We start from the raw sequence: 24,063 nt of genomic DNA on the forward strand, positions 1-24,063 counted from the left end.
ACCGCGCGGATGAATGTTGGCAATTTCTAGCCTAGACAGACGTATGCGCCCTCCGCATGGTGCAGTTGCACTATGCCGGCCGATCGACAAGGCTAGGGGCATGGACCTATCGAGCAGGGAACTTCGACAGATCACGCGGCTTCAGGAAGCGCTTCTCAATATCCGCCTCGATCGGGGCCGGATCGGGGATCTGCTGGCCAAGGTGGCGACGCTGGTGCAGGCGAAGGCTGCGATGGGGGCCTGGCTCGATGGTGGGGTGCCGATCATTGTTACCCATCGGGCCGGCCCGGAAATCGAAGCCTATTTCGCACGTGTCTTCGACGGCGTGGACGTCGAAGGGAACCTCAGGGCCACGGACCCCGACCTGGACAGGATCAATCTCTCACGGCGACGCCTGGGCTCGGGGGTCTATCACGAGAATGTGCTGGCGGAGCGCGAAAGCGTCACGCGAGCCGCCTATTTTCAGGAGGCGTTCGCACCGGCCGGCATGCATCACGTTATCGGCATGACCACACGGCTGGCCGTTGGCGAGTCGTTGTTCGCCTTCGGCTTCGAGGGGGATGACGATCCCGGCTTCGTCAGTGGCAGAACGGAGACACTGCTGAGATTGTTGCTCCCGGCGTTCAGCTTCGGCTTCAGTGCCATCGACCGAGCCCATCGACACCAGGAGCGGCTCGACAAGGCCATCGCCGAGGCCAGGGTGTCTGCCACCGTGAACAAGCTTGCTATCAATGGATCGAACAATGGCGGTGACGGGGCAGGCAAGCCTTTGATCCAGCTGCCCTTACCCGAACTTTCCGGGGAGGAGGGCGGCCAACTGCAGATTTCGCTGGGCGCACTGGAACTGGAGGATCTGGCAGCCGCTCTGGCTCAGCGCTTTGCGTTGAGCCCAAGGCAAAGAGAGACTGCCGAGTTGATGCTGAGAGGACTCACGTCCCGGGAAATCGCCCGGCAGCTAGGGGTTCGCATGAACACCGCCCGCCGACACTGTGAAGCGGTGTTGCACAAGGCGGGCGTGGGGCGCCGTGATCAGCTGGCCTTGCTTTCACTGAGTGAATTGGTAGAGCACTAATCTTTCGCTGCCATACTTTCCGGATCGACTCGTTCGATCGGATAGGGCTGCTTGAGAAGTTTGAGGTGCTGGCCCTCGAGGCTCAGCGGCTCAGCCGGTTCTTTCGTGCTCATCACCGCCAGTATCTCGACCTGACCGTAGGCGTCGAGTTCGGCATGGAGCACCTCGCCCAGCCGCTTGCCCTCGGCGTCCTCGATGGCACTGCCCGGTTCGGGAAGGGTGTCGCCATCTAGTTGGCCACGCATCAGGCGCTTCTTCACCTGGCCGCGAAAGTGTGCACGGGCCACCACTTCCTGGCCGGTATAGCAGCCCTTCTTGAAGCTGATGCCGCCAAGCGCTTCCCAGTTGATCATCTGGGGCAGGTAGGTATCTCGCTGGTCGGCGTCGAGCCACGCAAGCCCGGCCTGGATGTCCTGGAGCCGCCACACGCTGTTGTCGACCGGTGTGGCGTGCTCCTTGAGCCAGTGCCAGTCCGCCTCGGCACGCCCGTCTGGCAGGCAGACCAGCAGGCGCGGCCGGGGCCCCGGATGTGCCAACACCTGAAGTTCGTCATTGCCGGCCTGGTGCCATGGCCCGGAGGGTAGGGCATCGAAGCGTACCTCGGCGAGCGCGGCCGCCTCGTGACCGATCAGTCCCAATAGCGCCAGGTCGTCTCGCTCGTGCAGTTCGACCTTGTAGAAGGGGGCGAACTTCTTCAGGTGCTCGGCCAGCGGAGTCACCAGACTGGTGTGCATTATGAGGCGATAGTGGGCCGGGCCGACCCGCATCAGCTGTGCATTGGCCAGCATGCGCCCCTTGGGCGTGCAGAAGCAGGTCAGCGGAGCAAGATTGCCATCCGCCAGCGATACCTGGGCGCTGGTCTGGCCCTGCAGGAAGGACTCGGCATCGGGGCCCTCGACGTCGAGCACCCCGAGATGGGCAAGAGGCGTCATCACGGTGGTATCCAGAGCCAGTCGCGGCGCATCGGGTGTGTCGAACGTCACCCGATAGTCGGCTTCCTGCCGACCGCCTGTGGCGGTGATCCAATCCTTCATCTCCGGGCTCCTTGCTGGTTCGGCTTTGAGCATGAACTTACCTTCTTGATGAGGGCGGATGGGCACTTTTGCAAGCGCTGCCCGGCGCTCGGGTGGCATGCTAGACTCGGGCCTTCCCGCTTGTTCACGCCGTCTTAGGAGCCGCCCATGGTCCATCAGTCATTGCACTTTCAGGGCGTCGAGAACGCTGACCAGGTCAACCGCATCACCACTGCCCTGATGATGCTGGACGGCGTCGACAGTGTCGAGGTCGGCCGCCACGGGGCCGAGGTGGAGGGTCGAGCCAGGCGTGAGTTGCTGATCGAGGCGGTGCAATCTCTCAATCTGGGTATCGAGGTCAAGTGATGAAGAAGACCATTGAAGTCGTCAGTGAGCGCAACCATATCTATCGCCAGCGGGTCGAACTGGATGGCTTCGACGACCTTTTCGTCGACGTGCCCGAGGCCTACGGCGGCGAAGGGACTGCGCCGGATCCCCATGACTACTTCGACCTCTCGCTGGGTGCCTGCAAGGCGATCACCTCGCAGATGTATGCTCGGCGCAAGAAGTGGCCGCTGACGGGCATCAGCGTCACGGTCAATCGGGACGACAGCCAGGAGCGCCACGGGACCTATCGGCTGGACGTGGCGATGATCTTCCATGGCATCGACGATACCGAGCAGCGGGCCCGCCTGGAGGAGATCAGCCACAAGTGCCCGATTCACCGGCTGATGACCACGTCCACCGTGGAGGTGACCACCCGCACCGTCGACAGCAACGCAGAGGCCTGAGTCCGGGTCGCGCAACCTTTCACTCCCTGGGCGCCGCGTAGGTGCCCATTCTGTTATCGGAGCCGCCATGAGCAAGTCCTTTCGTCTGCAGTCCAGATTCCAGCCTGCTGGCGATCAGCCCGCCGCCATCCGGGAGCTGGTCAGTGGGCTGGAATCAGGGCTGGCGCACCAGACGCTGCTCGGCGTCACCGGCTCCGGCAAGACCTTCACCATGGCCAATGTGGTCGAGAACCAGCAGCGTCCGACCATTGTCATGGCGCCCAACAAGACGCTGGCGGCGCAGCTCTATGGCGAGTTCAAGGCATTCTTTCCCGACAACGCCGTGGAATACTTCGTCTCCTACTACGACTACTACCAGCCCGAGGCCTATGTGCCGTCGTCAGACACCTTTATCGAGAAGGACGCCTCGATCAACGACCACATCGAGCAGATGCGCCTCTCGGCCACCAAGGCCTTGCTGGAGCGCCGCGACGCCATCATCGTGGTCTCGGTGTCGGCCATCTATGGCCTCGGGGATCCCGACCAGTACCTGAAGATGCGTCTGCACTTCACTCGCGGTGAACTGATCGACCAGCGCAAGTTCCTGCGACGCCTGGCGGAGCTGCAGTACACGCGCAATGACATGGACTTCAAGCGTGGCACCTATCGGGTGCGTGGTGATGTCATCGACATCTTCCCGGCCGATGCCGAGGACGAGGCGGTGCGTGTCGAGCTCTTCGATGACGAGATCGACACCATCAGCCTCTTCGACCCGCTTACCGGCGAGGTGCGAGGCCGGGTGCCGCGCATGACCATCTATCCCAAGTCACACTATGTCACGCCCCGGGAAACCATCCTCGGCGCCATCGACGATATCAAGGCGGAGCTGGTTGCGCGCCTTGACTGGCTGCGCAGGCACGACCGTCTGGTCGAGGCCCAGCGCCTGGAGCAGCGTACCCTCTACGACATCGAGATGATGCTCGAACTCGGCTACTGCAACGGCATCGAGAACTACTCCCGCTACCTCTCCGGGCGCAACCCCGGTGAGCCGCCGCCGACCTTCTTCGATTACCTGCCCAGTGACGCGTTGCTGTTCATCGACGAGAGCCACGTCAGCGTTCCCCAGGTGGGGGGTATGTACAAGGGCGACCGCTCACGCAAGGAGACCCTGGTGGAGTATGGCTTCCGGCTGCCCTCGGCGCTGGACAACCGCCCGATGACGTTCCAGGAATGGGAATCGATCTGTCCGCAGACCATCTTCGTCTCCGCCACCCCGGGGCCCTACGAGGCCGAGCATGCCGGCCAGGTCGTCGAGCAGGTGGTTCGTCCTACCGGCCTTCTGGACCCCGAGATCGAGGTGCGCCCGGCCTCCACTCAGGTGGACGACCTGCTCTCGGAGATCCGCCTGCGCAGCGAGGTAGGGGAGCGGGTGCTGGTGACCACCCTGACCAAACGCATGGCCGAGGATCTCACCGAGTACCTGGACGAACACGGCGTGCGGGTGCGCTATCTGCACTCCGATATCGACACCGTGGAGCGAGTGGAGATCATCCGCGACCTGCGTCTCGGCAAGTTCGACGTCCTGGTGGGGATCAACCTGCTGCGCGAAGGGCTCGACATTCCCGAGGTGTCCCTGGTGGCGATACTCGATGCCGACAAGGAGGGCTTCCTGCGCAACGAGCGTTCCTTGATCCAGACCATGGGACGCGCGGCGCGCAACGCCAACGGCAAGGCGATTCTCTACGGTGACCGGATCACTGATTCCATGCGCCGCGCCATGGACGAGACACAGCGGCGCCGCGACAAGCAGATTGCCCATAACGCGGCCCAGGGCATCACGCCAACCACGGTGACGCGTTCGGTGGCGGACATCATGGAGGCGGCCCAGACGCCCGGGAAGAAGAAAGGGCGCAAGGGCGAGCGCAAGGTGGCCGAGCGCGAGGCGCTCTATGATCCCGCTGAACTATCACCAAGCGAGCTGTTTAAGGAGATCTCGCGGACCGAGGACGGGATGCACGAGGCGGCTCAGAACCTGGAGTTCGAGGAAGCCGCCCGATTGCGTGATCGCCTGCACGAACTCAAGGAGCGCCAGCTGCTCCTGGGTTCTGCCTGATCGAGGTTCGTCATGCCGGCAGGTCCCGAGATTCGTCACGCCGCTGGCCGCGGACATCGTCAAATCGCTGGCTGGCGGCCCGTGTGTTAGCTGATTATCGGGCAAGTTTTATACCGTTATCTTTCCTATCATTCATTTACGTGCACATACAACTTAGGTTGCAAGAATGTCGACAAGCCAAAGGCTGGGGTATAATGCCCGCCGTTCAAGCCCGCCGCTGCGACCCCACCTCGACGCGGGCATGCCGATAACGCCAAGGAGTCCCTTGCCCATGACCGTGATTCGCCAGGACGACCTGATCCAGAGCGTCGCCGATGCCCTGCAGTACATCTCCTATTACCATCCCAAGGACTTCATCGACGCCATGGCGGCGGCTTACGAACGTGAAGAAAATCCGGCTGCCAAGGACGCCATCGCCCAGATCCTGATCAACTCGCGGATGTGTGCCTTCGGCAAGCGCCCGATCTGCCAGGACACCGGTATCGTTACCGTCTTCGTGCACGTGGGCATGAATGTCCGTTTCGAGGCTGACATGAGCCTCGACGACATGATCAACGAGGGCGTCCGCCGTGCTTATCAGCTGCCCGACAATGTGCTGCGGGCCTCGGTGCTGGCCGACCCGGACGGCGCCCGCAAGAACACCGGCGACAATACCCCGGCCGTCATTCACCACAAGCTGGTGCCCGGTGACAGCGTCGAGGTGCATGTCGCCGCCAAGGGCGGCGGTAGCGAAGCGAAGTCAAAGTTCGCCATGCTCAATCCCTCCGACAGCGTGGTCGACTGGGTGATGGAGCAGCTGCCCAAGATGGGCGCCGGGTGGTGCCCGCCGGGCATGCTCGGCATCGGTATCGGCGGCACCGCCGAGAAGGCCATGGAGATCGCCAAGGAGGCGCTGCTCGATCCTATCGATATCCAGGAGCTCCAGGCGCGTGGCCCGACCAATCGCGCCGAAGAGCTTCGTCTGGAACTCTTCGACAAGGTCAACCGGAGCGGCATCGGCGCCCAGGGTCTGGGCGGTCTGACCACGGTCCTCGATATCAAGGTCAAGGATTTCCCGACCCATGCCGCCAACAAGCCGGTGGCGATCATTCCCAACTGTGCCGCCACCCGTCATGCTCACTTCACCCTGGATGGCTCCGGGCCCGCTTCGCTTCCGGTGCCGAAGCTCGAGGACTGGCCGGAAGTCACCCGCGAGAGCGGCGACAACGTCAAGCGCGTCGATCTCGATAGCGTAACCCCGGAAGAGGTGCGGTCCTGGCAACCTGGTGACACCCTGCTGCTCAACGGCAAGCTGCTCACCGGCCGCGACGCCGCGCACAAGCGCATGGTCGACATGATTGCCAGGGGCGAGCCGCTGCCCGTGGACATGAAAGGGCGCTTCATCTACTACGTGGGCCCGGTGGATCCGGTGCGTGATGAGGTAGTGGGCCCGGCCGGTCCGACCACGGCGACCCGCATGGACAAGTTTACCCGTACCATGCTCGAGGAGACCGGCCTGCTGGGCATGGTCGGCAAGGCGGAGCGTGGCGAAGCGGCTATCGAAGCAATCCGTGACAACCAGGCGGTCTACCTGATGGCCGTGGGCGGTTCCGCCTACCTGGTCGCCCAAGCGATCAAGAAATCTCGCGTAGTCGGCTTCGAGGACCTGGGCATGGAAGCCATCTACGAATTCGAGGTGGAGGACATGCCGGTGACCGTGGCCGTGGACAGCCAGGGCACCTCCGTTCACCAGACTGGTCCCGCCAAGTGGAAGGAGATCATCGCCGAGCGCGCCTGATCCTCCCGAGAAGGTGTCGGCCCTGCCATCTGGTGGGGCCGACGTCGTTGGGAGTATGCTGCAGGTAACTGTATTCCGACGGCGGTGTCGTCCTCCTACGGAAGGGGAACCGACCATGACCTCCTGGCTGATCGGCCTGGCTATTTTCCTGACCTACCTGCTGGGCTTCGTTTCGGCGGTGCTGGCCCTGATGTCCAGCCGTACCTCCCAGGGGGCCATCGCCTGGATCATCTCGCTGATCACCATGCCCTATGTGGCGGTACCGGCCTACTGGGTCTTCGGCCGACCGCGCTTCTACGGCTATGTTTCGGCCCGGGGCGAGCGCGATACCGTGCTGCGCCGCCTGCTGGCTCGTTACCGTGACCGCTTCGACCCCTACCTGCCCGACACCGGTGATACGGATATCCGCGCCGTGGAACAGCTGGCGATGATGCCTTTGACTCGTGGCAATCACGCGGAACTGCTCATCGACGGCGAGGCGACCTTCGACAGCCTCTTTGCCGGCATCGAGGCGGCAGAAGAATATGTGCTCATCCAGTTCTTCATCGTCCGCGACGATGCCCTCGGCATCGAGCTCAAGCACCGCCTGCAGCAGGCCGCCGAGCGCGACGTGCGCATCTACTTTCTCTACGACGAGATCGGCAGTCGCGGGCTCGGCGACCGCTTCCTCCGCGACCTCGCCGAGGCCGGCGTTGAGGTCAGCGCCTTCCGCTCCTCCCGTGGTTTCAAGCATCGCTTCCAGCTCAACTTCCGCAACCATCGCAAGGTGCTGGTGGTCGACGGCCGGGAAGGCTGGCTGGGGGGCTTCAACGTCGGCACCGAATATCTCGGGCAGCACCCCCGACATGGCCACTGGCGCGACACCCATCTCAAGCTCACCGGCCCCAGCGTGCTGGGCCTGCAGGAGGCCTTCTGGGAGGATTGGCACTGGGCCACCGGCGAGATGATCTCCCTGACCTGGACGCCCCGGCCAAGCCCGGATGCCAACCAGAACGTGGTGATCGTGCCCTCCGGACCGGCAGACACTCAGGAGACGGCGAGCCTGCTGGTTCAGCTCGCGATCCACAGTGCCCACGAACGCTTCTGGGTGACCAGCCCCTATTTCGTGCCTGATCAGGGCGTGCAGGATGCCTTGCGCCTGGCGGCGATGCGCGGGGTCGACGTGCGCATCATGATGCCTGAACGTCCCGATCACCTGCTGGTCTTCCTCTCGGCCTTCTCCTTCCTGCCCGACATGTTGCGCGCCGGGGTCCGAGTCTACCGTTACCAGCCTGGGTTCCTGCATCAGAAGGTGATGCTGGTCGACGATGCTGCTGCCAGTGTCGGCACGGTCAATCTGGACAACCGCTCCTTTCGGCTCAATTTCGAGATCACCGCCGTGGTGCCCGACCGTCAGTTCGCCGCCGAGGTACGCCTGATGCTCGAGCGCGACTTCACCGACTGCCGTCGCGTGACCCTCGAGGAGCTGACTCGTCGCACGCTATGGCGCAAGCTGCTGTCCCGGGCAGCCTACCTGCTCTCGCCGATCCAGTGAGTCGGCTTGGGTCCTGAGTGCCGCTGGGGTACATTAGCGGCTTCGAAGGCTCCCTGGCAGGAGTCGTGCAGGCAGATACCCAGGGGAGAGCGGGTGAATCTCGAGACCAAGTGGCTGGAAGACTTCGTTGCCCTGGCCAGTACGCGCAGCTTTTCCGCCTCGGCCCGTCAGCGACATGTCACCCAGCCGGCTTTCAGCCGGCGCATCCGCTCCCTGGAGCAGGCCGTCGGCGTCACCCTGGTCGACCGCTCGACCACCCCGGTGGACCTGACCCCCGAAGGGCAGCTGTTCCTGGTCACCGCCCGCAACATCGTCGAGCAGCTCAACGAGAGCCTCGGCCACCTGCGTGGCCTGGCCATGGCCAACGAGGCGCTGGATATCGTCGCCGCCCACTCCCTCGCGCTGAGCTTCTATCCCCAGTGGATCTCCCGTCTTCAACAGGGCCTGGGCGAGCTACCTACCCGCCTGGTGGCCATGAACGTGGGGGATGCGATCCATGTATTACGCGAGGGCAATTGTGACCTCATGCTCGCCTACTACGATCCCTATGCCAGCATGCAGCTCGATGCCGAGGTCTTTCCCTCCTTCTACATCGGCCAGGTCAAGATGCTGCCGGTCTGCCTGCCCGACGAGCAGGGCAGACCGCGCTTCCCGCTGGAGGGCCAGGAGTCGATTCCCTACCTGGCCTACACCCAGGGGGCCTTTCTGGGGCGCAGTGTGCGCATGCTGCTGAAGAACGACCCCTTGCGCATGCGCCTGAGAACCGTCTACGAGACGGCCATGGCCGAGGGACTCAAGGGCATGGTGATGCAGGGTATGGGCACGGCCTGGATCCCCGACTTCTGCATTCGCCAGGAGCTCAGAGAGGGGCGTGTGGTCAGGGCCGGCGACGAACATTGGGACGTGCCGCTGGAGATCCGTCTATACCGCTGTTCGCTGGTGCACAAGCCGGGCGTCGAAAAGCTGTGGCGGCAAATGATGAAGTTGCCCCGCGACTTCCTGCAAGCCTAATCCTGAAGGCCGACTCACGACCCACCAAAGTCAGCGGGCAGTCCCAGAAAGTCCTGAATGATGAAGAAGTGATCCTCGAAGAGGCTTTCGGGATCGAGATCGGCCAGGGCAACCCAGCGCGCATGATCGCCGCCCTTGACCGGCTTGAGCTGAGGCAGCTGCTGCTCGGGGCGCAGGGCGAAGTAGAAGGCTTCTGCCAGGGTGCGCCCCCGCCAGCTGCGGTGGGGTTCATCAAAGAGCCGCTGGCCGCGTAGCGAGCCCTTGAGTACGGCCTCGGGTACCTTGAGGCGAACCCGCTCGCGCAACTCCCTCAGACAGGCGTCCATCAGCCGTTCATGGGGGCTGATGAAGCCGCCGGGCAGGGCGTAGAGACCCTTGCCGGGCGCGGCGGTGCGCCTGACCAGCAGCACATGTCCGGACTGCACCACCACGGCATTCACGGTGACGAAGATCGGCGGGTAGGGGGCCTGGGACCACGCCTGGCGGTACTGGTCCAGAAGCTGCTGCTCCTCGACCAGCTGCCCGTAGGGTGCCTCCTCCAGGAAGTCGCATATCCGCGCCACCACTCCGGGAGGCAGGTCGTGGGTGGCATGGGTACTCAGGTAATCATTCGCCGAGGAGGGGGAGCGGAACAGCCGCTCGCGGATCCGGCTGGCCGAGATGCCCTCCACCAGGGGCACGCTGACCGACTCCCACTGCGGGAAGAGCGCCAGGTAGTAGCTGGACTGGCCGCGACTGGCACCGATCAGGCCGATGCGCGGCAGCCTGGCGTGCGTCGGGCTGGCGATGTCGCGTACCTTGCGCTGGACATCGCGCACCCAGACATCATTGTTGTAGAGGGCATCGAGCAGCGGCACTATTTCCAGCCGAGTATTCTCCTCCTCCTCGAAGGCACTGCGCAGCATTCGCAGGCGCTCCTCGTAGCGCCATGGGTTGCGCAGCGAGCGGGCCTGCCAGGCCGAACCCACCAGCACGATGACCTGGCGCGCATGGCGCAGGGCCTCACGGATCACCGCCAGGTGCCCCAGATGGGGAGGCTGGAAACGACCGATGAACACCAGGCAATCGAAGTCGGCAGGGTTCTCGGTGCCCGGTCGTGAGGTCATGGGGCCTCCTGGGAAAAGCGGGAAAACGAGCGGAGCCCATTATGGTCAGGCCTGCGATCCGCTGCAATTGGCAGCGGTCTCGGCTGGCCGGCTACATTCGGGTATCCTGAAGGAAATGACGAGGACGCGGGGAGCGGGATGATCAAGGCGAGCGTGGCGACCATCAGGGAAGCGTGGCTGTTCTGGGCGAAGGTGGTGCAGGGGGCCGCGAAGCTGTGGCTGGAACGCAACGCCTTCAGCTATGCCGGTTCGCTGGCCTTCTATACGCTCTTCTCCCTGGCACCCACCATGATCATCGCCGTTACGGTGATCGGCGTGGTACTCGGCGAGGAGGCCGCCCATGGTCAGATTGTTGCCCAGCTACAGGGTACCATGGGCCATGACGCCGCCGCGGCCATCGAGCAGGCGGTCGCCCAATCACGTATCGAGGAGTCGGGCCTGTTGCCGTCCATTCTAGGTGTGGGCGCTCTGCTGGTCGGTGCTACCACCGTCTTTGCCCAGATGCAGTTCTCGCTGAATACCCTCTGGGGCGTGACGGCCAGGCCCAGCAGCAACAGTGCCTTCAAGTTCCTGAAGAACCGATTGCTGTCGCTGACTGTGGTGCTCTCCATCGGCTTTATTCTCTTGGTATCGCTGGTGCTTGGCGTGGTGATACGGGCGATGCTACAGGCGGCCGATGATCTGCTGCCCTTCGTCGGTTTCCTGACCACGGGTGCCGAATTCCTGGTCTCGCTGGCGGTGATCGCCGCGCTCTTCGCTACCATCTTCAAGGTGCTGCCGGACGTGGTGCTGCGCTGGCAGGATGTGCTGGTCGGCGCCGTGGTCACCGCCGTACTGTTCGCCATCGGACGCTCGGCCATTGCCGTCTATCTGGCCTACACGGCCACGGCCTCGACTTACGGCGCCGCCGGGTCAGTAGTGATGATCCTCCTCTGGGTCTATTATTCGTCCCTTATCCTCCTGTTCGGTGCCGCCTTCACCAAGTGCCACCTGATGGCGTCCGGCAAGCCGGTGGTACCGCGCAACTCCGCGGTGCTGGTCCGCCATGAGCTGCTTGATAAGTGAGTGAAATGCCGGGAGCTCAACACCCCTGAAGGCCGGCCATCGCCGGCCTTCAGGGGGGCATCATGATTCGCAAGTGCGCCTCAACTGACAGCGCGGAAACGCTCCCGGGCCAGGTCGTCGGCCACGATGGCAGGACTGACTCCCTCGCGTTCGGCACGAGTGAAGATTTCGTCCAGCGTGGCTCCTATCCCCTCGATGTGTTCCATCACGGCATCGCGGCGGTAGTCGTCTCGACGTTGCCAGGCGATCTCGATGACCCCGCCGGCATTGGCCACATAGTCCGGCGTATAGAGGATGCCGCGTGCCATCAGTCGCTCGGCGATCCCCGCAGCGGCCAACTGATTGTTGGCGGCGCCGCAGATCACCCTGGCCTTCAGGCGGTCGACCACTGCTTCCGAGAGGGCGGCGCCCAGCGCACAGGGAGCGAATACATCGACCTCGGCATCGGTGATCGCTGCCGGCGCCACCGCCTCGGCATCGAGCTCCTCGGCGAGGCGGACAAGGGCGGGGTCATCGACGTCGGTCAATACCAGTCGGGCTCCGGCGGCATGAAGGTAGCGTGCCAGATGGGCCCCGACGTTCCCGACCCCTTGCACCGCTACCCTGATGTCTGTCAGGTCGTTGCGACCCAGGCCATGACGAACGGCGCTCTTCAGCGCGCAGAACACTCCCCAGGCCGTGAAGGGCGATGGATCACCCGAGGTAGCGCCGTGGCGGGGCAGGCCGCCGACATGCTCGGTTGCCTCGGCGATGAGCCGCATGTCAGCCTCGCTGCTGCCGGAGTCCTCGGCGGTGATATAGGCCCCGCCCAGGCCGTCGACCAGTCGGCCCATGGCGCGAAGCAGTTCGGGCGTCTTGTCGCGGCGCGGATCGGCGATGATCACCGCCTTGCCGCCACCCAGCGGCAGGTCGGCGAGGGCCGACTTGTAGGTCATGCCGCGTGAGAGGCGCAGCACGTCGGTCAGTGCCTCGGCATCACTGGCATAGGGAAAGATGCGCAGGCCGCCCAGGGCGGGGCCGCGGGTGGTGTCGTGGATGGCAATGATGGCGCGCAGGCCGCTTGCCTGGTCGCTGCCGAAGACGATCTGCTGATGGTGGTCGAACTCGGGGTGGTCGAAGACTGACATGCTGGAAGTCCCTCGTGAGGATGATCATTGTGGTTGTGTCGTCCCGGGTAGGGCGATCCTCGGCCGCGAAGGGCTTGTGGCCGTCTAGCGTCCGGGGATAGTGACAAGACTAGGGCATTGGCCCTCGAACAGGAAGGTCGGGAGGCTGGCCGAGGTCGGACCCGGCTGGTAGAAAGGAACCAAACGCCACCGATCGCGACGACAGAGGAGATGGCCATGGACAAGTGCTGCGCGAAAGCGCTGGTGACGGGCAAGGTTCAGGGTGTCTGGTACCGCGGGGCGACCCGGGAGCGGGCCCTCAGGGCCGGGATCACCGGCCATGCGATCAACCTGCCGGACGGGCGCGTCGAGGTGCTGATGTGTGGCGAGCGCGAGGCGGTCAAGCGGCTCGCCGAGTGGCTGTGGGAGGGGCCGGAAAATGCCCGGGTCACCCATGTGGAATTCGAGGTGATCGATACCCACGAGCCGGACGATTTCCGCACCGGCTGACCCCGCCAGGAACCGGTGCGATGCTTCTCGCGCGTGTCGCACCGGTCGATTGCCCGTCCTCAGGCCAGGGTATCGGCATTCCCGTCGCTGATGGCATCGCCATCCGCGCCCAGACAGACCTCCATCCCGGTGTGTTGCAGCATGTCGCGGGCCCATGAATCCTGGCGCCCCAGGCGTCCCCAGTGGCGGATCCGCCCGCCGGCGCGTGCCATGGCCAGCGACTGGTTGGCCCCCTTGCCGCCCAGGCCTATCCGGTAATCGCGGCCGGCCAGGGTTTCCCCGGGACGCACCAGATGGGGAACGCGATAGAAATGATCGAGATTGATGGAGCCGAAGTTGTGCAGCATGCGAGCTTCCGTGCTCAACCTTCCTGCCAGTCGCGCAGATTGTCGGCGGTGAGGGCCACGATACGCTGGCGGGCCTCGGGGGTGATCCAGGCGTTGTGCGGCGTGACGATCAGGTTGAGCGGCTCATCCAGAGCATCGAGGAGCGGGTGGCCTTGGCGAGGTGGTTCCACCGGCAGCACGTCGACGCCAAGCCCTCCCAGACGTCCCTGACGCAGCGCCTCGAGGGCGGCCTCCTCGTCGATGATCCCGCCCCGGGCGCAGTTGATCAGCAGGACGCCTGGCTTGAGGGTGGCCAGCAGGGCGGCGTCGACCAGATGGCGGGTGGCCTCGGTGAGGGGGCAGTGCAGGCTGATCACGTCCGCCTCGGGGGCCAGCTCACGCAGCCCCGGGCGGCTGTCATGGGCCTCGTTGCCGGGGCGGGCGGCGAAATCGACATGCATGCCGAAGGCCTGCGCCAGACGTGCCACCTTCGAACCCAGTTCGCCCTGGCCGACGATCACCAGTCGCTTGTCCTCCAGCTGCAGGGTCGTGTGATCCATCAAGCAGAAGAAAGGGCTTTCATTCCAGCGGTTCTCCGCCACATCGCGCTGATAAAGGGGCAGCCGGGTGGCGAGGGCCAGCATCAGCATCAGCGTGTGCTGAGCCACGCTGGCCGTGCCGTAGGCCGTGACATTCTTCACGGTGATGCCCAGGCGTTCGGCCGCGGCCATGTCGATATTGTTGGTACCGGTGGCCAGCACGCAGATCAGCTTGAGCGAGGTCAGGGCGTCGAGGATGTCGGCGTCGAGCACCACCTTGTTGACGATGGCCACCTCGGCACCGGCAAGCCGCTCGGCGGCCTGGTCGCGAGTACTCTGTTCATGCACGTCCAGGCTGGCGAGGTGCTGGCGGATCGGGGCCAGGTCGATATCGGGCCCCAGGCTGGCGGCGTCGAGAATGACGGCTTTCATGCGAAGTTCCTTGTCGATGCAGGCGAGTCGGGCAACAGGCCGCAGCAGGGGTGGGCCTTGCCCGGCGCGACAGGCTATAATAGCCCGCCTTCGAGGCAGGCTTGGATTATCGGCGGGCCGGCCTTATATCATCATCGCACAATGCTAGCGCGAGGCGGTGAGAGCCCCTGCCCGTGCTTGACCCATGGGTAATGTCATTACATCGGGAGTGATCAAACCATGCCCATCTACGAATACGAGTGCAAGGCCTGCGGCCACCGCCTGGAAAAGCTTCAGAAGATCAGCGCCGAGCCGCTGAGAGACTGTCCGGCCTGCAAGGCGGCCGAGCTCAACCGCCTGATCTCCGCCGCCGGATTCCGACTGGCCGGTGGCGGCTGGTACGAGACCGATTTCAAGACCGGCAGCAAGAAGAACCTGGCCGGCGACAAGGGCGGCCAGGTCGACAAGACGCCAAGCAAGGACGGGGCGGCGGCCTGAGCCGCCCGACGCCGCCTCTCACTATTTCATGCAACAGAACAGGATTTGACATGCGCAGCCATTATTGCGGCCAGCTGAACGAGATCCTCGTGGATCAGACGGTCACCCTGTGCGGCTGGGTCCATCGCCGCCGTGACCATGGGGGCGTGATCTTCCTCGATATGCGCGATCGCGATGGCATCGCTCAGGTCGTGGTCGACCCCGATACCGCCGAGGCCTTCGCCAACGCGGACAGCGCCCGCAACGAGTACGTGCTGCGCATCGTCGGTCGCGTCAGGCTGCGTCCGGAGGGCACCCAGAATGCCAAGATGCCCACCGGCCTGATCGAGGTGCTGGCCAGCAAAGTCGAGGTGCTCAACACCGCCGCCACGCCGCCCTTTCAGCTCGACGAGCACGGCAAGGTGGGTGAAGAGGTGCGCCTCAAGCATCGCTACATCGATCTACGTCGCCCCGAGATGGTCGAGAAGCTGCGGCTGCGTTCGCGCATCACGCACAGCGTGCGCGCCTTCCTCGAAGGGCAGGGCTTTCTCGATATCGAGACCCCGGTGCTCACGCGTGCCACGCCGGAAGGGGCGCGTGACTATCTGGTGCCCAGTCGCACCCACCCTGGCAGCTTCTTCGCGCTGCCCCAGTCGCCGCAGCTGTTCAAGCAGCTGCTGATGGTGTCGGGCTTCGATCGCTACTATCAGATCGCCAAGTGCTTCCGCGACGAGGACCTGCGCGCCGACCGTCAGCCGGAGTTCACCCAGATCGACCTCGAGGCGTCCTTCGTCAACGAGGACGATATCATGGCGATCACCGAGTCGATGGTGCGCCAGCTTTTCCGGGACGTGCTGGATGTCGAGTTGCCGGCCTTCCCGCGCATGGGCTGGGACGAGGCGATGAGCCGCTACGGCTCCGACAAGCCGGATCTGCGCATCCCGTTGATGCTGACCGATGTCGACGACCTGATGAAGCAGGTTGACTTCAAGGTGTTCTCCGGCCCGGCCAACGCCGACGACGGTCGGGTGGCCGCGCTCAAGGTGCCCAATGGCGCCGTGCTGTCGCGCAAGGAGATCGACGACTATACCCGCTTCGTCGGCATCTACGGTGCCCGGGGCCTGGCCTGGATCAAGGTCAACGACCGCAGCAAGGGTCTCGAGGGGCTGCAGTCGCCCATCGTCAAGTTCATGGAGAACGTGGTCGAGGAACTGCTCGACCGGGTCGGCGCCGAGGATGGTGACCTCGTCTTCTTCGGTGCCGACAAGACACGCATCGTCAACGAGTCACTCGGTGCCTTGCGCGTCAAGCTCGGTGAGGATCTCAATCTCTATACGCGCGACTGGGCACCCCTGTGGGTGGTCGACTTCCCGATGTTCGAGGACGACGGCAGCGCCCGTATGCAGGCCCTGCACCATCCGTTCACCGCGCCGGCCTGCGACGTGGAAACCCTCAAGGCAGACCCGATCGCGGCGCTGTCGCGGGCCTACGACATGGTCCTCAACGGCACCGAACTGGGAGGCGGCTCGATCCGTATCCATGATCGCCACATGCAGAGTACGGTGCTCGAGGTGCTCGGCATCGGCGAGGAGGAAGCGCGTGAGAAGTTCGGCTTCCTGCTCGACGCCCTGCAGTATGGGGCACCGCCCCATGGCGGGCTCGCCTTCGGCCTCGACCGACTGGTGATGCTGATGACCGGAGCGCGCAGCATCCGCGAGGTGATCGCTTTCCCGAAGACGCAGAGCGCCGCCTGCCTGATGACCGACGCGCCCAGCGAGGTCGACGCCGAGCAGCTCAAGGATCTCAATATTCGGCTGCGGCAGAAGGCCAAGACGGAAACCACCGGCGAGTGACGGCGACCCCTGCGACCCGAAGTCATCCCACCGGCGCCCTATGGCGCCGGTGTCATGTTTCTGGCAAGGAGCAGTGAATGGCAGGACACAGCAAGTGGGCCAATATCAAGCATCGCAAGGCGGCCCAGGACGCCAGGCGCGGCAAGATCTTCAACAAGCTGATCCGCGAGTTGAGCGTGGCCGCCCGCCAAGGCGGCGGCGAGCTGTCCGACAATCCTCGGCTGCGTGCCGCCGTCGACAAGGCGCTGGCCAACAACATGACCAAGGAGACCATCCAGCGGGCAGTGGACCGGGGCGCTGGTAACGCCGACGGCGATGCCATGGAGGAGTGCGTCTACGAGGGGTATGGCCCCGAGGGCGTGGCAGTGATGGTCGAGTGCATGACCGATAACCGCAATCGGACGGTCTCGGAAGTTCGACATGCCTTCGGCAAGCATGGCGGTAACCTCGGCACCACGGGCTCGGTGGCCTTCATGTTCCACCGCCAGGGCCGCCTGCTTCTTCCGAAGGAGGTCACGGAGGAAGCCGCCATCGAGGCCACCCTGGAAGCGGAGCCCGAGGAGATCGAGGCCCGCGACGATGGCCGCCTCGAGGTGGTCACCACGCCCGACTCCTTCGGCCGGGTCAAGGACGCGCTCATTGAGGCGGGGATCGAGCCCGAGCAGAGCGACGTGGGGCTCTATCCGGATTCCACGACGCCCGTTGCCGATGCGGAGTTCGCCCAGAGAGTTCTCAAGCTGCTCGACATGCTGGAAGACCTGGACGACGTCCAGAACGTCACCACCAACGCGGAGTTCGCCGACCATGTCCTCGACCAGCTCGACTGAGCCCTGCAGATGCTGATCCTCGGCATCGACCCCGGTTCGCGGATCACCGGCTATGGGGTGCTGGACGTCACCATGCCCACGCCACGCTACGTCGCCAGCGGATGCATTCGCATTCAGGCCGACGATCTGGCACAGCGCCTGGCCCAGGTCTATGCCGGAGTCGGCGAGCTTATTGCGGTGCACGGCCCGGGAGAATTCGCCATCGAGCAGGTGTTCATGTCGAAGAATGCCGACTCTGCCCTCAAGCTCGGCCAGGCTCGCGGCACGGCCATCGTCTGCGCGGCCAATCATGGTCTAGCGGTCAGTGAATACGGCCCTCGCCAGATCAAGCAGGCCGTGACGGGCAGTGGAAGCGCCGACAAGAGCAAGGTGCAGCACATGGTGACGGCCATCCTCGGTCTCTCGGCCACGCCACAGGCGGATGCCGCCGATGCCCTGGCCGTTGCGCTTACCCATGCCCATGCGCGCATGGGTCTGATTCGCGAGGGGAGCTTCGGAGGACATCATAGCCGCCGTAAAGGCGTATCATGGCGACACTTCCGGCCATTATGACCGGCGCCGCGTGATGCCGCTGCCAGATTGTCGAACGCTGTTCCCACGGGCTGGCATGCGGCACTGGCGAACAGTATAGTGGCCCGAAGACGGCCTCCGGGCCGCGAAAGATTCAACTCCCTGACCTATCCCCTGAGGGGCAGCGAATTTCATGATAGGACGCCTGCGCGGCACCCTGCTCGAGAAACAGCCCCCTTGGATGGTGGTGGACGTGGCCGGTGTCGGCTATGAACTGGAAGCCTCCATGACCACCCTGGTGGCCATGCCCGGGACCGGTGAGTCGGTATCGCTCTATACCCATCTGACCATCCGGGACGATGCTCATCTGCTCTTCGGCTTCGCCCGGGAGCAGGAGCGAGCGCTTTTCCGCGCCCTGATCAAGGTCAACGGGATCGGCCCCAAGCTGGCCCTGGGCATCCTCTCCGGCATGGACGAGGACGCCTTCGTGCGTTGCGTGATGGACGACGATGTCAAGTCACTGACACGGCTGCCCGGGGTGGGCAAGAAGACTGCCGAACGGCTGCTCATCGAGATGCGTGATCGCTTTCCCCATTGGGAGCAGCCGGGTGAGCTGGCTGTCGGCACCCACGCTGCCGCGGGTGGCGTATCATCCGATACGCCGGACCCTGTCGCCGATGCCGAGGCGGCCCTGGTCAGCCTGGGCTACAGGCCCGCCGAGGCGACGCGGATGCTCGTCGGTCTCGAGGCCTCCGGTTCCACCGAGGCGATGATCAAGGCGGCGCTGACCCGTCGTCTGGCGGGGTGAACCGATGCCACGTCCACGCTTGCAACTGATGCCGGATGGCCACCATGCTCGAGACTGATCGCCTGATCGCCGCCGACCCGCGTGACGGGGAGGGCGGTGTCGACCACGCCATTCGTCCCAAGCGGCTGGTGGACTACATCGGCCAGCCTCGGGTGCGCGAACAGCTTGATATCTTCATCAGCGCTGCGCGTGGCCGCGAGGAGAGTCTCGATCACACCCTGGTGTTCGGCCCGCCAGGGCTCGGCAAGACGACGCTCGCCAACATCGTCGCCGCCGAGATGGGGGTGGGGCTAAAGTCCACCTCTGGGCCGGTGCTCGAGCGGGCCGGTGACCTCGCCGCCATGCTCACGAACCTGCAGCCCGGCGACGTCCTCTTCATCGATGAGATTCATCGCCTGTCGGCAGTGGTGGAGGAGATTCTCTATCCTGCCATGGAGGATTTCCAGCTCGATATCGTCATCGGCGAGGGGCCGGCGGCGCGTTCGATCAAGCTCGACCTTCCTCCCTTCACGCTGGTCGGCGCCACTACCCGGGCGGGCCTGTTGACCTCGCCGCTGCGCGACCGCTTCGGCATCGTCCAGCGACTGGAGTTCTACAGCGTCGACGAGCTCACCGAAATCGTCGTGCGCTCTGCACGCCTGCTGGGCGTCGAGAGCGACCGGGAGGGCGCCAGGGAAGTCGCGCGCCGTTCCCGGGGTACGCCGCGGATTGCCAACCGGCTGCTGCGCCGGGTGCGTGACTTCGCCGAGGTGCGCGCCCAGGGTCGCGTGGATGCCGAGATCGCCGACCTGGCCTTGAATATGCTCCATGTGGACCACCATGGCCTCGATCACATGGATCGGCGCCTGCTGCTGGCGATGATCGAGAAGTTCGACGGTGGCCCGGTGGGCATCGACTCTCTGGCCGCGGCGATCGGTGAGGAACGCGACACTATCGAGGACGTCATCGAACCCTACCTGATCCAGCAGGGTCTGATGATGCGCACCGCTCGCGGCCGGGTGGTGACCCGTCAAGCCTGGGAACACTTCGACCTGGCGCCTCATGAACGCGCCTCCGACTAGCGGACGCCCACTTCCGTGACGACAGACCAAGACCGACGAGGATGCCCGTGAACGACTCGATGTCCATACCCCACCTGATCATTAACGCCAGTGGCGTGGTGCAGATCGTGATGCTGATCCTGATGATCGGCTCAATTCTCTCCTGGGTGGTGATCTTCCAGCGCACCTTCGTGTTGCGCCGGGCGCGCAAGGCGCACCGTGCCTTCGAGGACCGCTTCTGGTCCGGCGTCGACCTCAATGATCTCTACCGCGAGACCCCCGCCGAGCAGGATACCCAGGGGGCCGAGCACGTCTTCCGTGCGGGCTTCCGCGAGTTCAACCGTCTGCTGGCCAAGACCCGCAGCCCCCAGGCGATTCTCGAAGGGGTCCAGCGCAGCATGCGCGTGGCCTGGTCCCGCGAGGAAGACCGCCTCAGCCTGCACCTGGTATTCCTGGCCACGGTCGCCTCGGCCAGCCCCTACATCGGGCTGTTCGGCACCGTCTGGGGCATCATGGGCTCCTTCCAGTCTCTCTCCATGGCCCAGCAGGCCACCCTTTCCACCGTGGCCCCCTGGATTGCCGAAGCGCTGATCGCTACCGCCATGGGCTTGTTTGCGGCGATTCCCGCGGTGATCTTCTACAACCGGCTTTCCGCGGAATCTAGCCGCCTGCTGGGCAAGTACGAGGACTTCGCCGAAGAGTTCCATTCCATCCTGCACCGCAACCTGCAGGGTCGGTCCGACCCCGGCGCCGACTGAAGGAGAGGCTTTCATGCTAGGACCCTTCAATCGTGGCGGGCGTCGCAAGCCCATGGGCGAGATCAACGTCGTACCCTTTATCGACGTGATGCTGGTGCTGCTGGTGATCTTTATGATCACCGCGCCCATGCTGACCCAGGGCGTTCAGGTCGACCTGCCGCAGGTAGCCTCGGAGCCCATCGATCCGTCCGAGGACAGCGACCCAATCAATGTCGCGGTGGAGAGTGACGGTCGGTATTCAATCTGGGTGGGCGGCGATGAACCACGCGAGGTTGGCATTGATGAAATTGCCGAGCGCGTGATCATCCTGCTGGAGCGTCAGCCCGGTACACCCGTGATGGTTCATGGCGATCGCAATGTTCCCTATGGCCAGGTGGTGACGCTGATGAGCACGCTGCAGACCGCCGGGGTGAGCAATGTCGGGCTGATCTCGGAACCGCCTCCCGGGGAAAATTGAGGAGCCCAGATGGCCAGACATGACCGACGCGTGGGCTATGGCCTGCCTGTGGTGCTCGCCGTCGCCCTGCATCTGGCGATCCTGGTGGCCAGCGTGATCCGCTTTCCCGAGCGAGAGATCGAGCCGCCAAGCACCAGCATCGTACAGGCGACGCTCGTCAGCACCGAGACCACCACCGATCGGGCCCAGCGTGCCGAGGAGGCCCGCACCCGGGCGGCGGCTCGCCAGGATGAGGAGGAAGCCGCGGCGCGCGCTGCGGAAGAAGATGCTCGCCAGGCGGACGCCGAGGCGAACGAGGCTGTCGAGGAAGCGGCGCGCCAGGCCGCTACAGAAGCCGAGCGACAGCGTCAGGCTGAGGCTGAGGCTCGCGAGGCGGCTCGCCGGGCCGCCGAGGAGGAGGCCGCCCGTCGTGCTGAGCAGGCCGAGCAGCAGGCGCGTGAACGCGAGGAACAAGCCGAGCGGCGGCGCCAGGAAGAAGCCGAACGTCAACGCCAGGCGGAAGCCGAAGCCGAACGCCAGGCGGAAGCCGAAGCCGAACGCCAGGCCGAGGCAGAAGCCGAACGCCAGCGTCAAGCGGAAGCCGAACGCCAGCGCCAGGCCGAGGCAGAAGCCGAAAGCCAGCGTCAAGCCGAAGCGGAAGCCGAACGCCAGCGCCAGGCCGAGGCAGAAGCCGAACGCCAGCGTCAAGCCGAAGCGGAAGCCGAACGTCAGCGCCAGGCCGAGGAGCAGGCCCGCCGTGAGCGAGAACGGCAGGAAGCTGAAATGCAGCGCCTTATTCAGGAATCCGAAGAGCGTGCGGCCAATGCTCGCCAGGCCAGCGAGGCGGCCAACAGCTTCATCAACCTGGTGCGCCGAGCCGTGGAGCAAGCCTGGGTCATTCCGCCCAACGTGCCCGACGGGGCCACTGCCGACATTTTGGTGCGGCTGGGTCCCTCAGGGGAGCTATTCGCGGCTACCATTGAGCAGAGCAGCGGCTACAGCGCTTTCGACCGCTCTGCTATCCAGGCCGTGGAGGCCGCTGCACCTTTTGCAGAGCTGCGCCAATTACCGGCGTCTGTCCAACGCGACTACCGTCAATTCAACTTGCGATTCCGACCAGGGGATATCCGCTGATGAACGTCCTGAAGACCACCTGGCTGGCTGCCACGCTGCTGTTGTTCACCAGCCTGGCGCAGGCCGCCGATCTGACCATAGAGATCACCCGTGGCAGTGATCGTGCCACGCCCATCGCCATCGTGCCCTTTGCCGATGGCGACGACCTGCCCCAGGACATTGCCCAGATCGTCTCCGATGATCTGGAGCGCAGCGGCTATTTCGAGCCGCTGGAGCGCCGCGCCATGTTCGATCGTCCTGCTTCGCGAGAGGAAGTCCGCTTTGGTGAGTGGGGTGCCCTGGACGTTCGATACCTGGTCGTGGGTCGGGTCAGTCGTGAGGACGATGGCTATCGCATCGGGTACGAGCTCATGGACGTCAGCGGCGAGCGACGCATGCTCGGAGAGACCGTGACCACGGGTCGCAGCGAGCTGCGTGACGCCGCCCACTACATCAGCGACCAGATCTTCGAGGCGATCACCGACATCCGCGGTGCCTTCTCCACCCGCATCGCCTATGTGACCTCCAGCGGTATCGGTCCCGATACCCAGTATGCCCTGCATGTCGCCGATGCCGATGGCCGCAACAGCCAGCAGATCCTCTCGTCCGACGAGCCGATCATGTCGCCCGCCTGGTCGCCGGATGGTGGCAAGCTGGCCTACGTCTCCTTCGAGACCGAGCGCCCGGCGATCTATATCCAGGATCTTGCCTCCGGCCGGCGCGTGCGTGCCACCTCCTTCGAGGGGCTGAACAGCGCGCCGACCTGGTCGCCGGATGGTCGCCGCCTGGCGATGGCGCTCTCCAAGGATGGCCAGCCCGAGATCTATGTGATGGACATCGGCGCGCGCGATGTCCGGCGTGTCACCAACAACTCCAGCATCGACACCGAGCCCGCCTGGTCGCCGGATGGCCGCAGCCTGCTGTTCACCTCGGATCGCAGCGGTGGCCCGCAGATCTACCGTCTCGACCTGGACAGCGGCGAGGAAGAGCGCTTGACCTTCACCGGCAACTACAATGCCCGCGCGCGTTTCGCGCCGGACGGCGAGGCGATCTTCCTGATCCACCGGGGCAACAATGGCTTTCAGGTAGCGCGCCAGGATCTGGAAAGCGGCCGCCTGGTGGCTCTGACCGAAGCCGGGCATGCCGAATCCCCCAGTGTCGCGCCCAATGGCACCATGGTAATCTTCGCCACCCGGCAGGCCGGCAATGGGGTGTTGGGTGGGATCTCAGCGGATGGGCGTGCCTCCTTTCGTCTGCCGGCAGCGCAGGGTGATGTCCGCGAACCCGCATGGTCACCGTTTCTGAACTGATGTAGCCCACAAGGAGTTTCACGATGCAGCTCAAGCCCTATGCCAGAACCCTGGCCATCGCCCTGTCCCTGGCCTTCGTGGCCGGCTGTTCCAGCACCGGAGGTGGCCAGGACGGCGACTCGACAGGTGGCACTGGTGGCACCGGTGGCACCGATGGCGGTGGAGTCTCCACCGGAACGGCCGATGGCCGTGGCATCAACGGCGACCGTGACGGTCGTGAGGGACAGCGAGCCACCACCGACGATCGTATCCCGCAGACCCGAACCATCTACTTCGAATACGACAGTGACGCCATTCGTAGCGAGTTCGAGCCAGTGCTGACCGCTCATGCCCGTTTCCTGCGCGCCAACCCTAGCGCTAGCGTCGTTCTGCAGGGGCACACCGACGAGCGCGGCACGCGCGAATACAACCTGGCGCTGGGTGAGCGTCGTGCCGATGCGGTCGAGAGCTACCTCAATGTCCAGGGCGTTTCACCCTCCCAGGTCGAGGTGGTCAGCTACGGAGAGGAGCGTCCTGCAGCACGCGGTCAGAATGAGCAAGCTTACGCCCAGAACCGTCGAGTGGTCTTCGCCTACTGA

25 protein-coding genes are annotated in these 24,063 nt (G+C 64.6%); 20 read left to right on the forward strand and 5 right to left on the reverse strand.

Going from position 1 to position 24,063, the window contains the following annotated elements:
• Window positions 1-100 precede the first annotated feature (100 nt).
• Window positions 101-1,072 carry a response regulator transcription factor gene (locus HALO32_RS16925; RefSeq protein WP_192576542.1) on the forward strand — a complete coding sequence of 324 codons (972 nt, stop codon included), beginning with the start codon at window positions 101-103 and terminating at the stop codon, window positions 1,070-1,072.
• On the opposite strand, the gene ygfZ is transcribed toward HALO32_RS16925, so the two are convergent.
• Window positions 1,069-2,106: a CAF17-like 4Fe-4S cluster assembly/insertion protein YgfZ gene (gene ygfZ / locus HALO32_RS16930; protein WP_151445064.1), complete on the reverse strand. Its 1,038-nt coding sequence runs from the start codon at window positions 2,104-2,106 to the stop codon at window positions 1,069-1,071. The genes HALO32_RS16925 and ygfZ overlap by 4 nt on opposite strands.
• A gap of 147 nt (window positions 2,107-2,253) precedes the next feature.
• Between ygfZ and HALO32_RS16935 the strand changes: the two genes are divergently transcribed.
• The 6 genes from HALO32_RS16935 (at window position 2,254) to HALO32_RS16960 (ending at window position 9,290) form a co-directional block, all read left to right on the forward strand.
• A complete protein-coding gene (locus HALO32_RS16935) occupies window positions 2,254-2,451 on the forward strand; it encodes a hypothetical protein (protein ID WP_151445065.1) in 198 nt (65 codons plus the stop codon).
• Window positions 2,451-2,876 (forward strand): OsmC family protein, encoded by a 426-nt coding sequence (locus tag HALO32_RS16940; protein WP_151445066.1) that lies wholly within the window; start codon window positions 2,451-2,453, stop codon window positions 2,874-2,876. The genes HALO32_RS16935 and HALO32_RS16940 overlap by 1 nt, the downstream gene beginning before the upstream one ends.
• A 67-nt stretch (window positions 2,877-2,943) precedes the next feature.
• Complete coding sequence (gene uvrB, locus HALO32_RS16945; RefSeq protein WP_151445067.1) at window positions 2,944-4,968, forward strand: excinuclease ABC subunit UvrB; 2,025 nt, start codon at window positions 2,944-2,946, stop codon at window positions 4,966-4,968.
• Between the two features lie 271 nt (window positions 4,969-5,239).
• A complete protein-coding gene (locus HALO32_RS16950; protein ID WP_151445068.1) occupies window positions 5,240-6,745 on the forward strand; it encodes a fumarate hydratase in 1,506 nt (501 codons plus the stop codon).
• 115 nt (window positions 6,746-6,860) lie between these two features.
• Window positions 6,861-8,279, forward strand: coding sequence for a cardiolipin synthase (gene cls, locus HALO32_RS16955; protein WP_151445069.1), 1,419 nt, complete (start codon window positions 6,861-6,863; stop codon window positions 8,277-8,279).
• A 93-nt stretch (window positions 8,280-8,372) separates the two neighbouring features.
• Window positions 8,373-9,290: a LysR substrate-binding domain-containing protein gene (locus HALO32_RS16960; RefSeq protein ID WP_151445070.1), complete on the forward strand. Its 918-nt coding sequence runs from the start codon at window positions 8,373-8,375 to the stop codon at window positions 9,288-9,290.
• Window positions 9,291-9,304: 14 nt separating this feature from the next.
• Here HALO32_RS16960 and HALO32_RS16965 read toward each other — a convergent pair whose 3' ends face one another.
• Window positions 9,305-10,396: a bifunctional nicotinamide-nucleotide adenylyltransferase/Nudix hydroxylase gene (locus HALO32_RS16965; protein WP_151445071.1), complete on the reverse strand. Its 1,092-nt coding sequence runs from the start codon at window positions 10,394-10,396 to the stop codon at window positions 9,305-9,307.
• 138 nt (window positions 10,397-10,534) lie between these two features.
• Here HALO32_RS16965 and HALO32_RS16970 point away from each other — a divergent pair, with 138 nt between their 5' ends.
• Window positions 10,535-11,461: a YihY/virulence factor BrkB family protein gene (locus HALO32_RS16970; RefSeq protein ID WP_151445072.1), complete on the forward strand. Its 927-nt coding sequence runs from the start codon at window positions 10,535-10,537 to the stop codon at window positions 11,459-11,461.
• Between the two features lie 80 nt (window positions 11,462-11,541).
• Here HALO32_RS16970 and HALO32_RS16975 read toward each other — a convergent pair whose 3' ends face one another.
• Window positions 11,542-12,588, reverse strand: coding sequence for a Glu/Leu/Phe/Val family dehydrogenase (locus HALO32_RS16975; protein WP_151445073.1), 1,047 nt, complete (start codon window positions 12,586-12,588; stop codon window positions 11,542-11,544).
• A gap of 216 nt (window positions 12,589-12,804) precedes the next feature.
• Here HALO32_RS16975 and HALO32_RS16980 point away from each other — a divergent pair, with 216 nt between their 5' ends.
• On the forward strand, window positions 12,805-13,077 hold the full coding sequence (locus tag HALO32_RS16980; RefSeq protein WP_151445074.1) for an acylphosphatase: 273 nt from the start codon (window positions 12,805-12,807) through the stop codon (window positions 13,075-13,077).
• Window positions 13,078-13,136: 59 nt separating this feature from the next.
• Here the strand turns inward: HALO32_RS16980 and HALO32_RS16985 are convergent, their stop codons facing one another.
• Window positions 13,137-13,424 (reverse strand): PfkB family carbohydrate kinase, encoded by a 288-nt coding sequence (locus tag HALO32_RS16985; protein WP_225810122.1) that lies wholly within the window; start codon window positions 13,422-13,424, stop codon window positions 13,137-13,139.
• Window positions 13,425-13,438: 14 nt separating this feature from the next.
• On the reverse strand, window positions 13,439-14,374 hold the full coding sequence (locus HALO32_RS16990) for a D-2-hydroxyacid dehydrogenase (RefSeq protein WP_151445075.1): 936 nt from the start codon (window positions 14,372-14,374) through the stop codon (window positions 13,439-13,441).
• Between the two features lie 219 nt (window positions 14,375-14,593).
• Between HALO32_RS16990 and HALO32_RS16995 the strand changes: the two genes are divergently transcribed.
• The 11 genes from HALO32_RS16995 (at window position 14,594) to pal (ending at window position 24,063) form a co-directional block, all read left to right on the forward strand.
• Window positions 14,594-14,851, forward strand: a complete 258-nt coding sequence (locus tag HALO32_RS16995) for an FmdB family zinc ribbon protein (RefSeq protein WP_151445076.1) — start codon at window positions 14,594-14,596, stop codon at window positions 14,849-14,851.
• A gap of 50 nt (window positions 14,852-14,901) precedes the next feature.
• Window positions 14,902-16,683 carry an aspartate--tRNA ligase gene (gene aspS / locus HALO32_RS17000; protein ID WP_151445077.1) on the forward strand — a complete coding sequence of 594 codons (1,782 nt, stop codon included), beginning with the start codon at window positions 14,902-14,904 and terminating at the stop codon, window positions 16,681-16,683.
• A 77-nt stretch (window positions 16,684-16,760) separates the two neighbouring features.
• Window positions 16,761-17,510 carry a YebC/PmpR family DNA-binding transcriptional regulator gene (locus HALO32_RS17005; RefSeq protein WP_151445078.1) on the forward strand — a complete coding sequence of 250 codons (750 nt, stop codon included), beginning with the start codon at window positions 16,761-16,763 and terminating at the stop codon, window positions 17,508-17,510.
• Between the two features lie 9 nt (window positions 17,511-17,519).
• The gene (ruvC, locus tag HALO32_RS17010; protein ID WP_151445079.1) at window positions 17,520-18,062 is read left to right on the forward strand and encodes a crossover junction endodeoxyribonuclease RuvC; all 543 of its coding nucleotides are present in this window, start codon (window positions 17,520-17,522) and stop codon (window positions 18,060-18,062) included.
• 151 nt (window positions 18,063-18,213) lie between these two features.
• The gene (gene ruvA / locus HALO32_RS17015) at window positions 18,214-18,828 is read left to right on the forward strand and encodes a Holliday junction branch migration protein RuvA (protein ID WP_151445080.1); all 615 of its coding nucleotides are present in this window, start codon (window positions 18,214-18,216) and stop codon (window positions 18,826-18,828) included.
• A gap of 44 nt (window positions 18,829-18,872) precedes the next feature.
• On the forward strand, window positions 18,873-19,889 hold the full coding sequence (gene ruvB / locus HALO32_RS17020; protein WP_151445081.1) for a Holliday junction branch migration DNA helicase RuvB: 1,017 nt from the start codon (window positions 18,873-18,875) through the stop codon (window positions 19,887-19,889).
• 47 nt (window positions 19,890-19,936) lie between these two features.
• Window positions 19,937-20,626 (forward strand): protein TolQ, encoded by a 690-nt coding sequence (gene tolQ / locus HALO32_RS17025; RefSeq protein WP_151445082.1) that lies wholly within the window; start codon window positions 19,937-19,939, stop codon window positions 20,624-20,626.
• A gap of 13 nt (window positions 20,627-20,639) precedes the next feature.
• A complete protein-coding gene (tolR, locus tag HALO32_RS17030) occupies window positions 20,640-21,083 on the forward strand; it encodes a protein TolR (protein ID WP_151445083.1) in 444 nt (147 codons plus the stop codon).
• Window positions 21,084-21,092: 9 nt separating this feature from the next.
• Window positions 21,093-22,196 carry a cell envelope integrity protein TolA gene (gene tolA, locus HALO32_RS17035; RefSeq protein ID WP_151445084.1) on the forward strand — a complete coding sequence of 368 codons (1,104 nt, stop codon included), beginning with the start codon at window positions 21,093-21,095 and terminating at the stop codon, window positions 22,194-22,196.
• A complete protein-coding gene (gene tolB, locus HALO32_RS17040) occupies window positions 22,196-23,485 on the forward strand; it encodes a Tol-Pal system beta propeller repeat protein TolB (protein ID WP_151445085.1) in 1,290 nt (429 codons plus the stop codon). The genes tolA and tolB overlap by 1 nt, the downstream gene beginning before the upstream one ends.
• Before the next feature lie 23 nt (window positions 23,486-23,508).
• Complete coding sequence (gene pal / locus HALO32_RS17045) at window positions 23,509-24,063, forward strand: peptidoglycan-associated lipoprotein Pal (protein WP_151445086.1); 555 nt, start codon at window positions 23,509-23,511, stop codon at window positions 24,061-24,063.

Source organism: Halomonas lysinitropha, from assembly GCF_902500215.1.
GTDB classification, from domain to species: Bacteria; Pseudomonadota; Gammaproteobacteria; order Pseudomonadales; family Halomonadaceae; genus Halomonas; species Halomonas lysinitropha.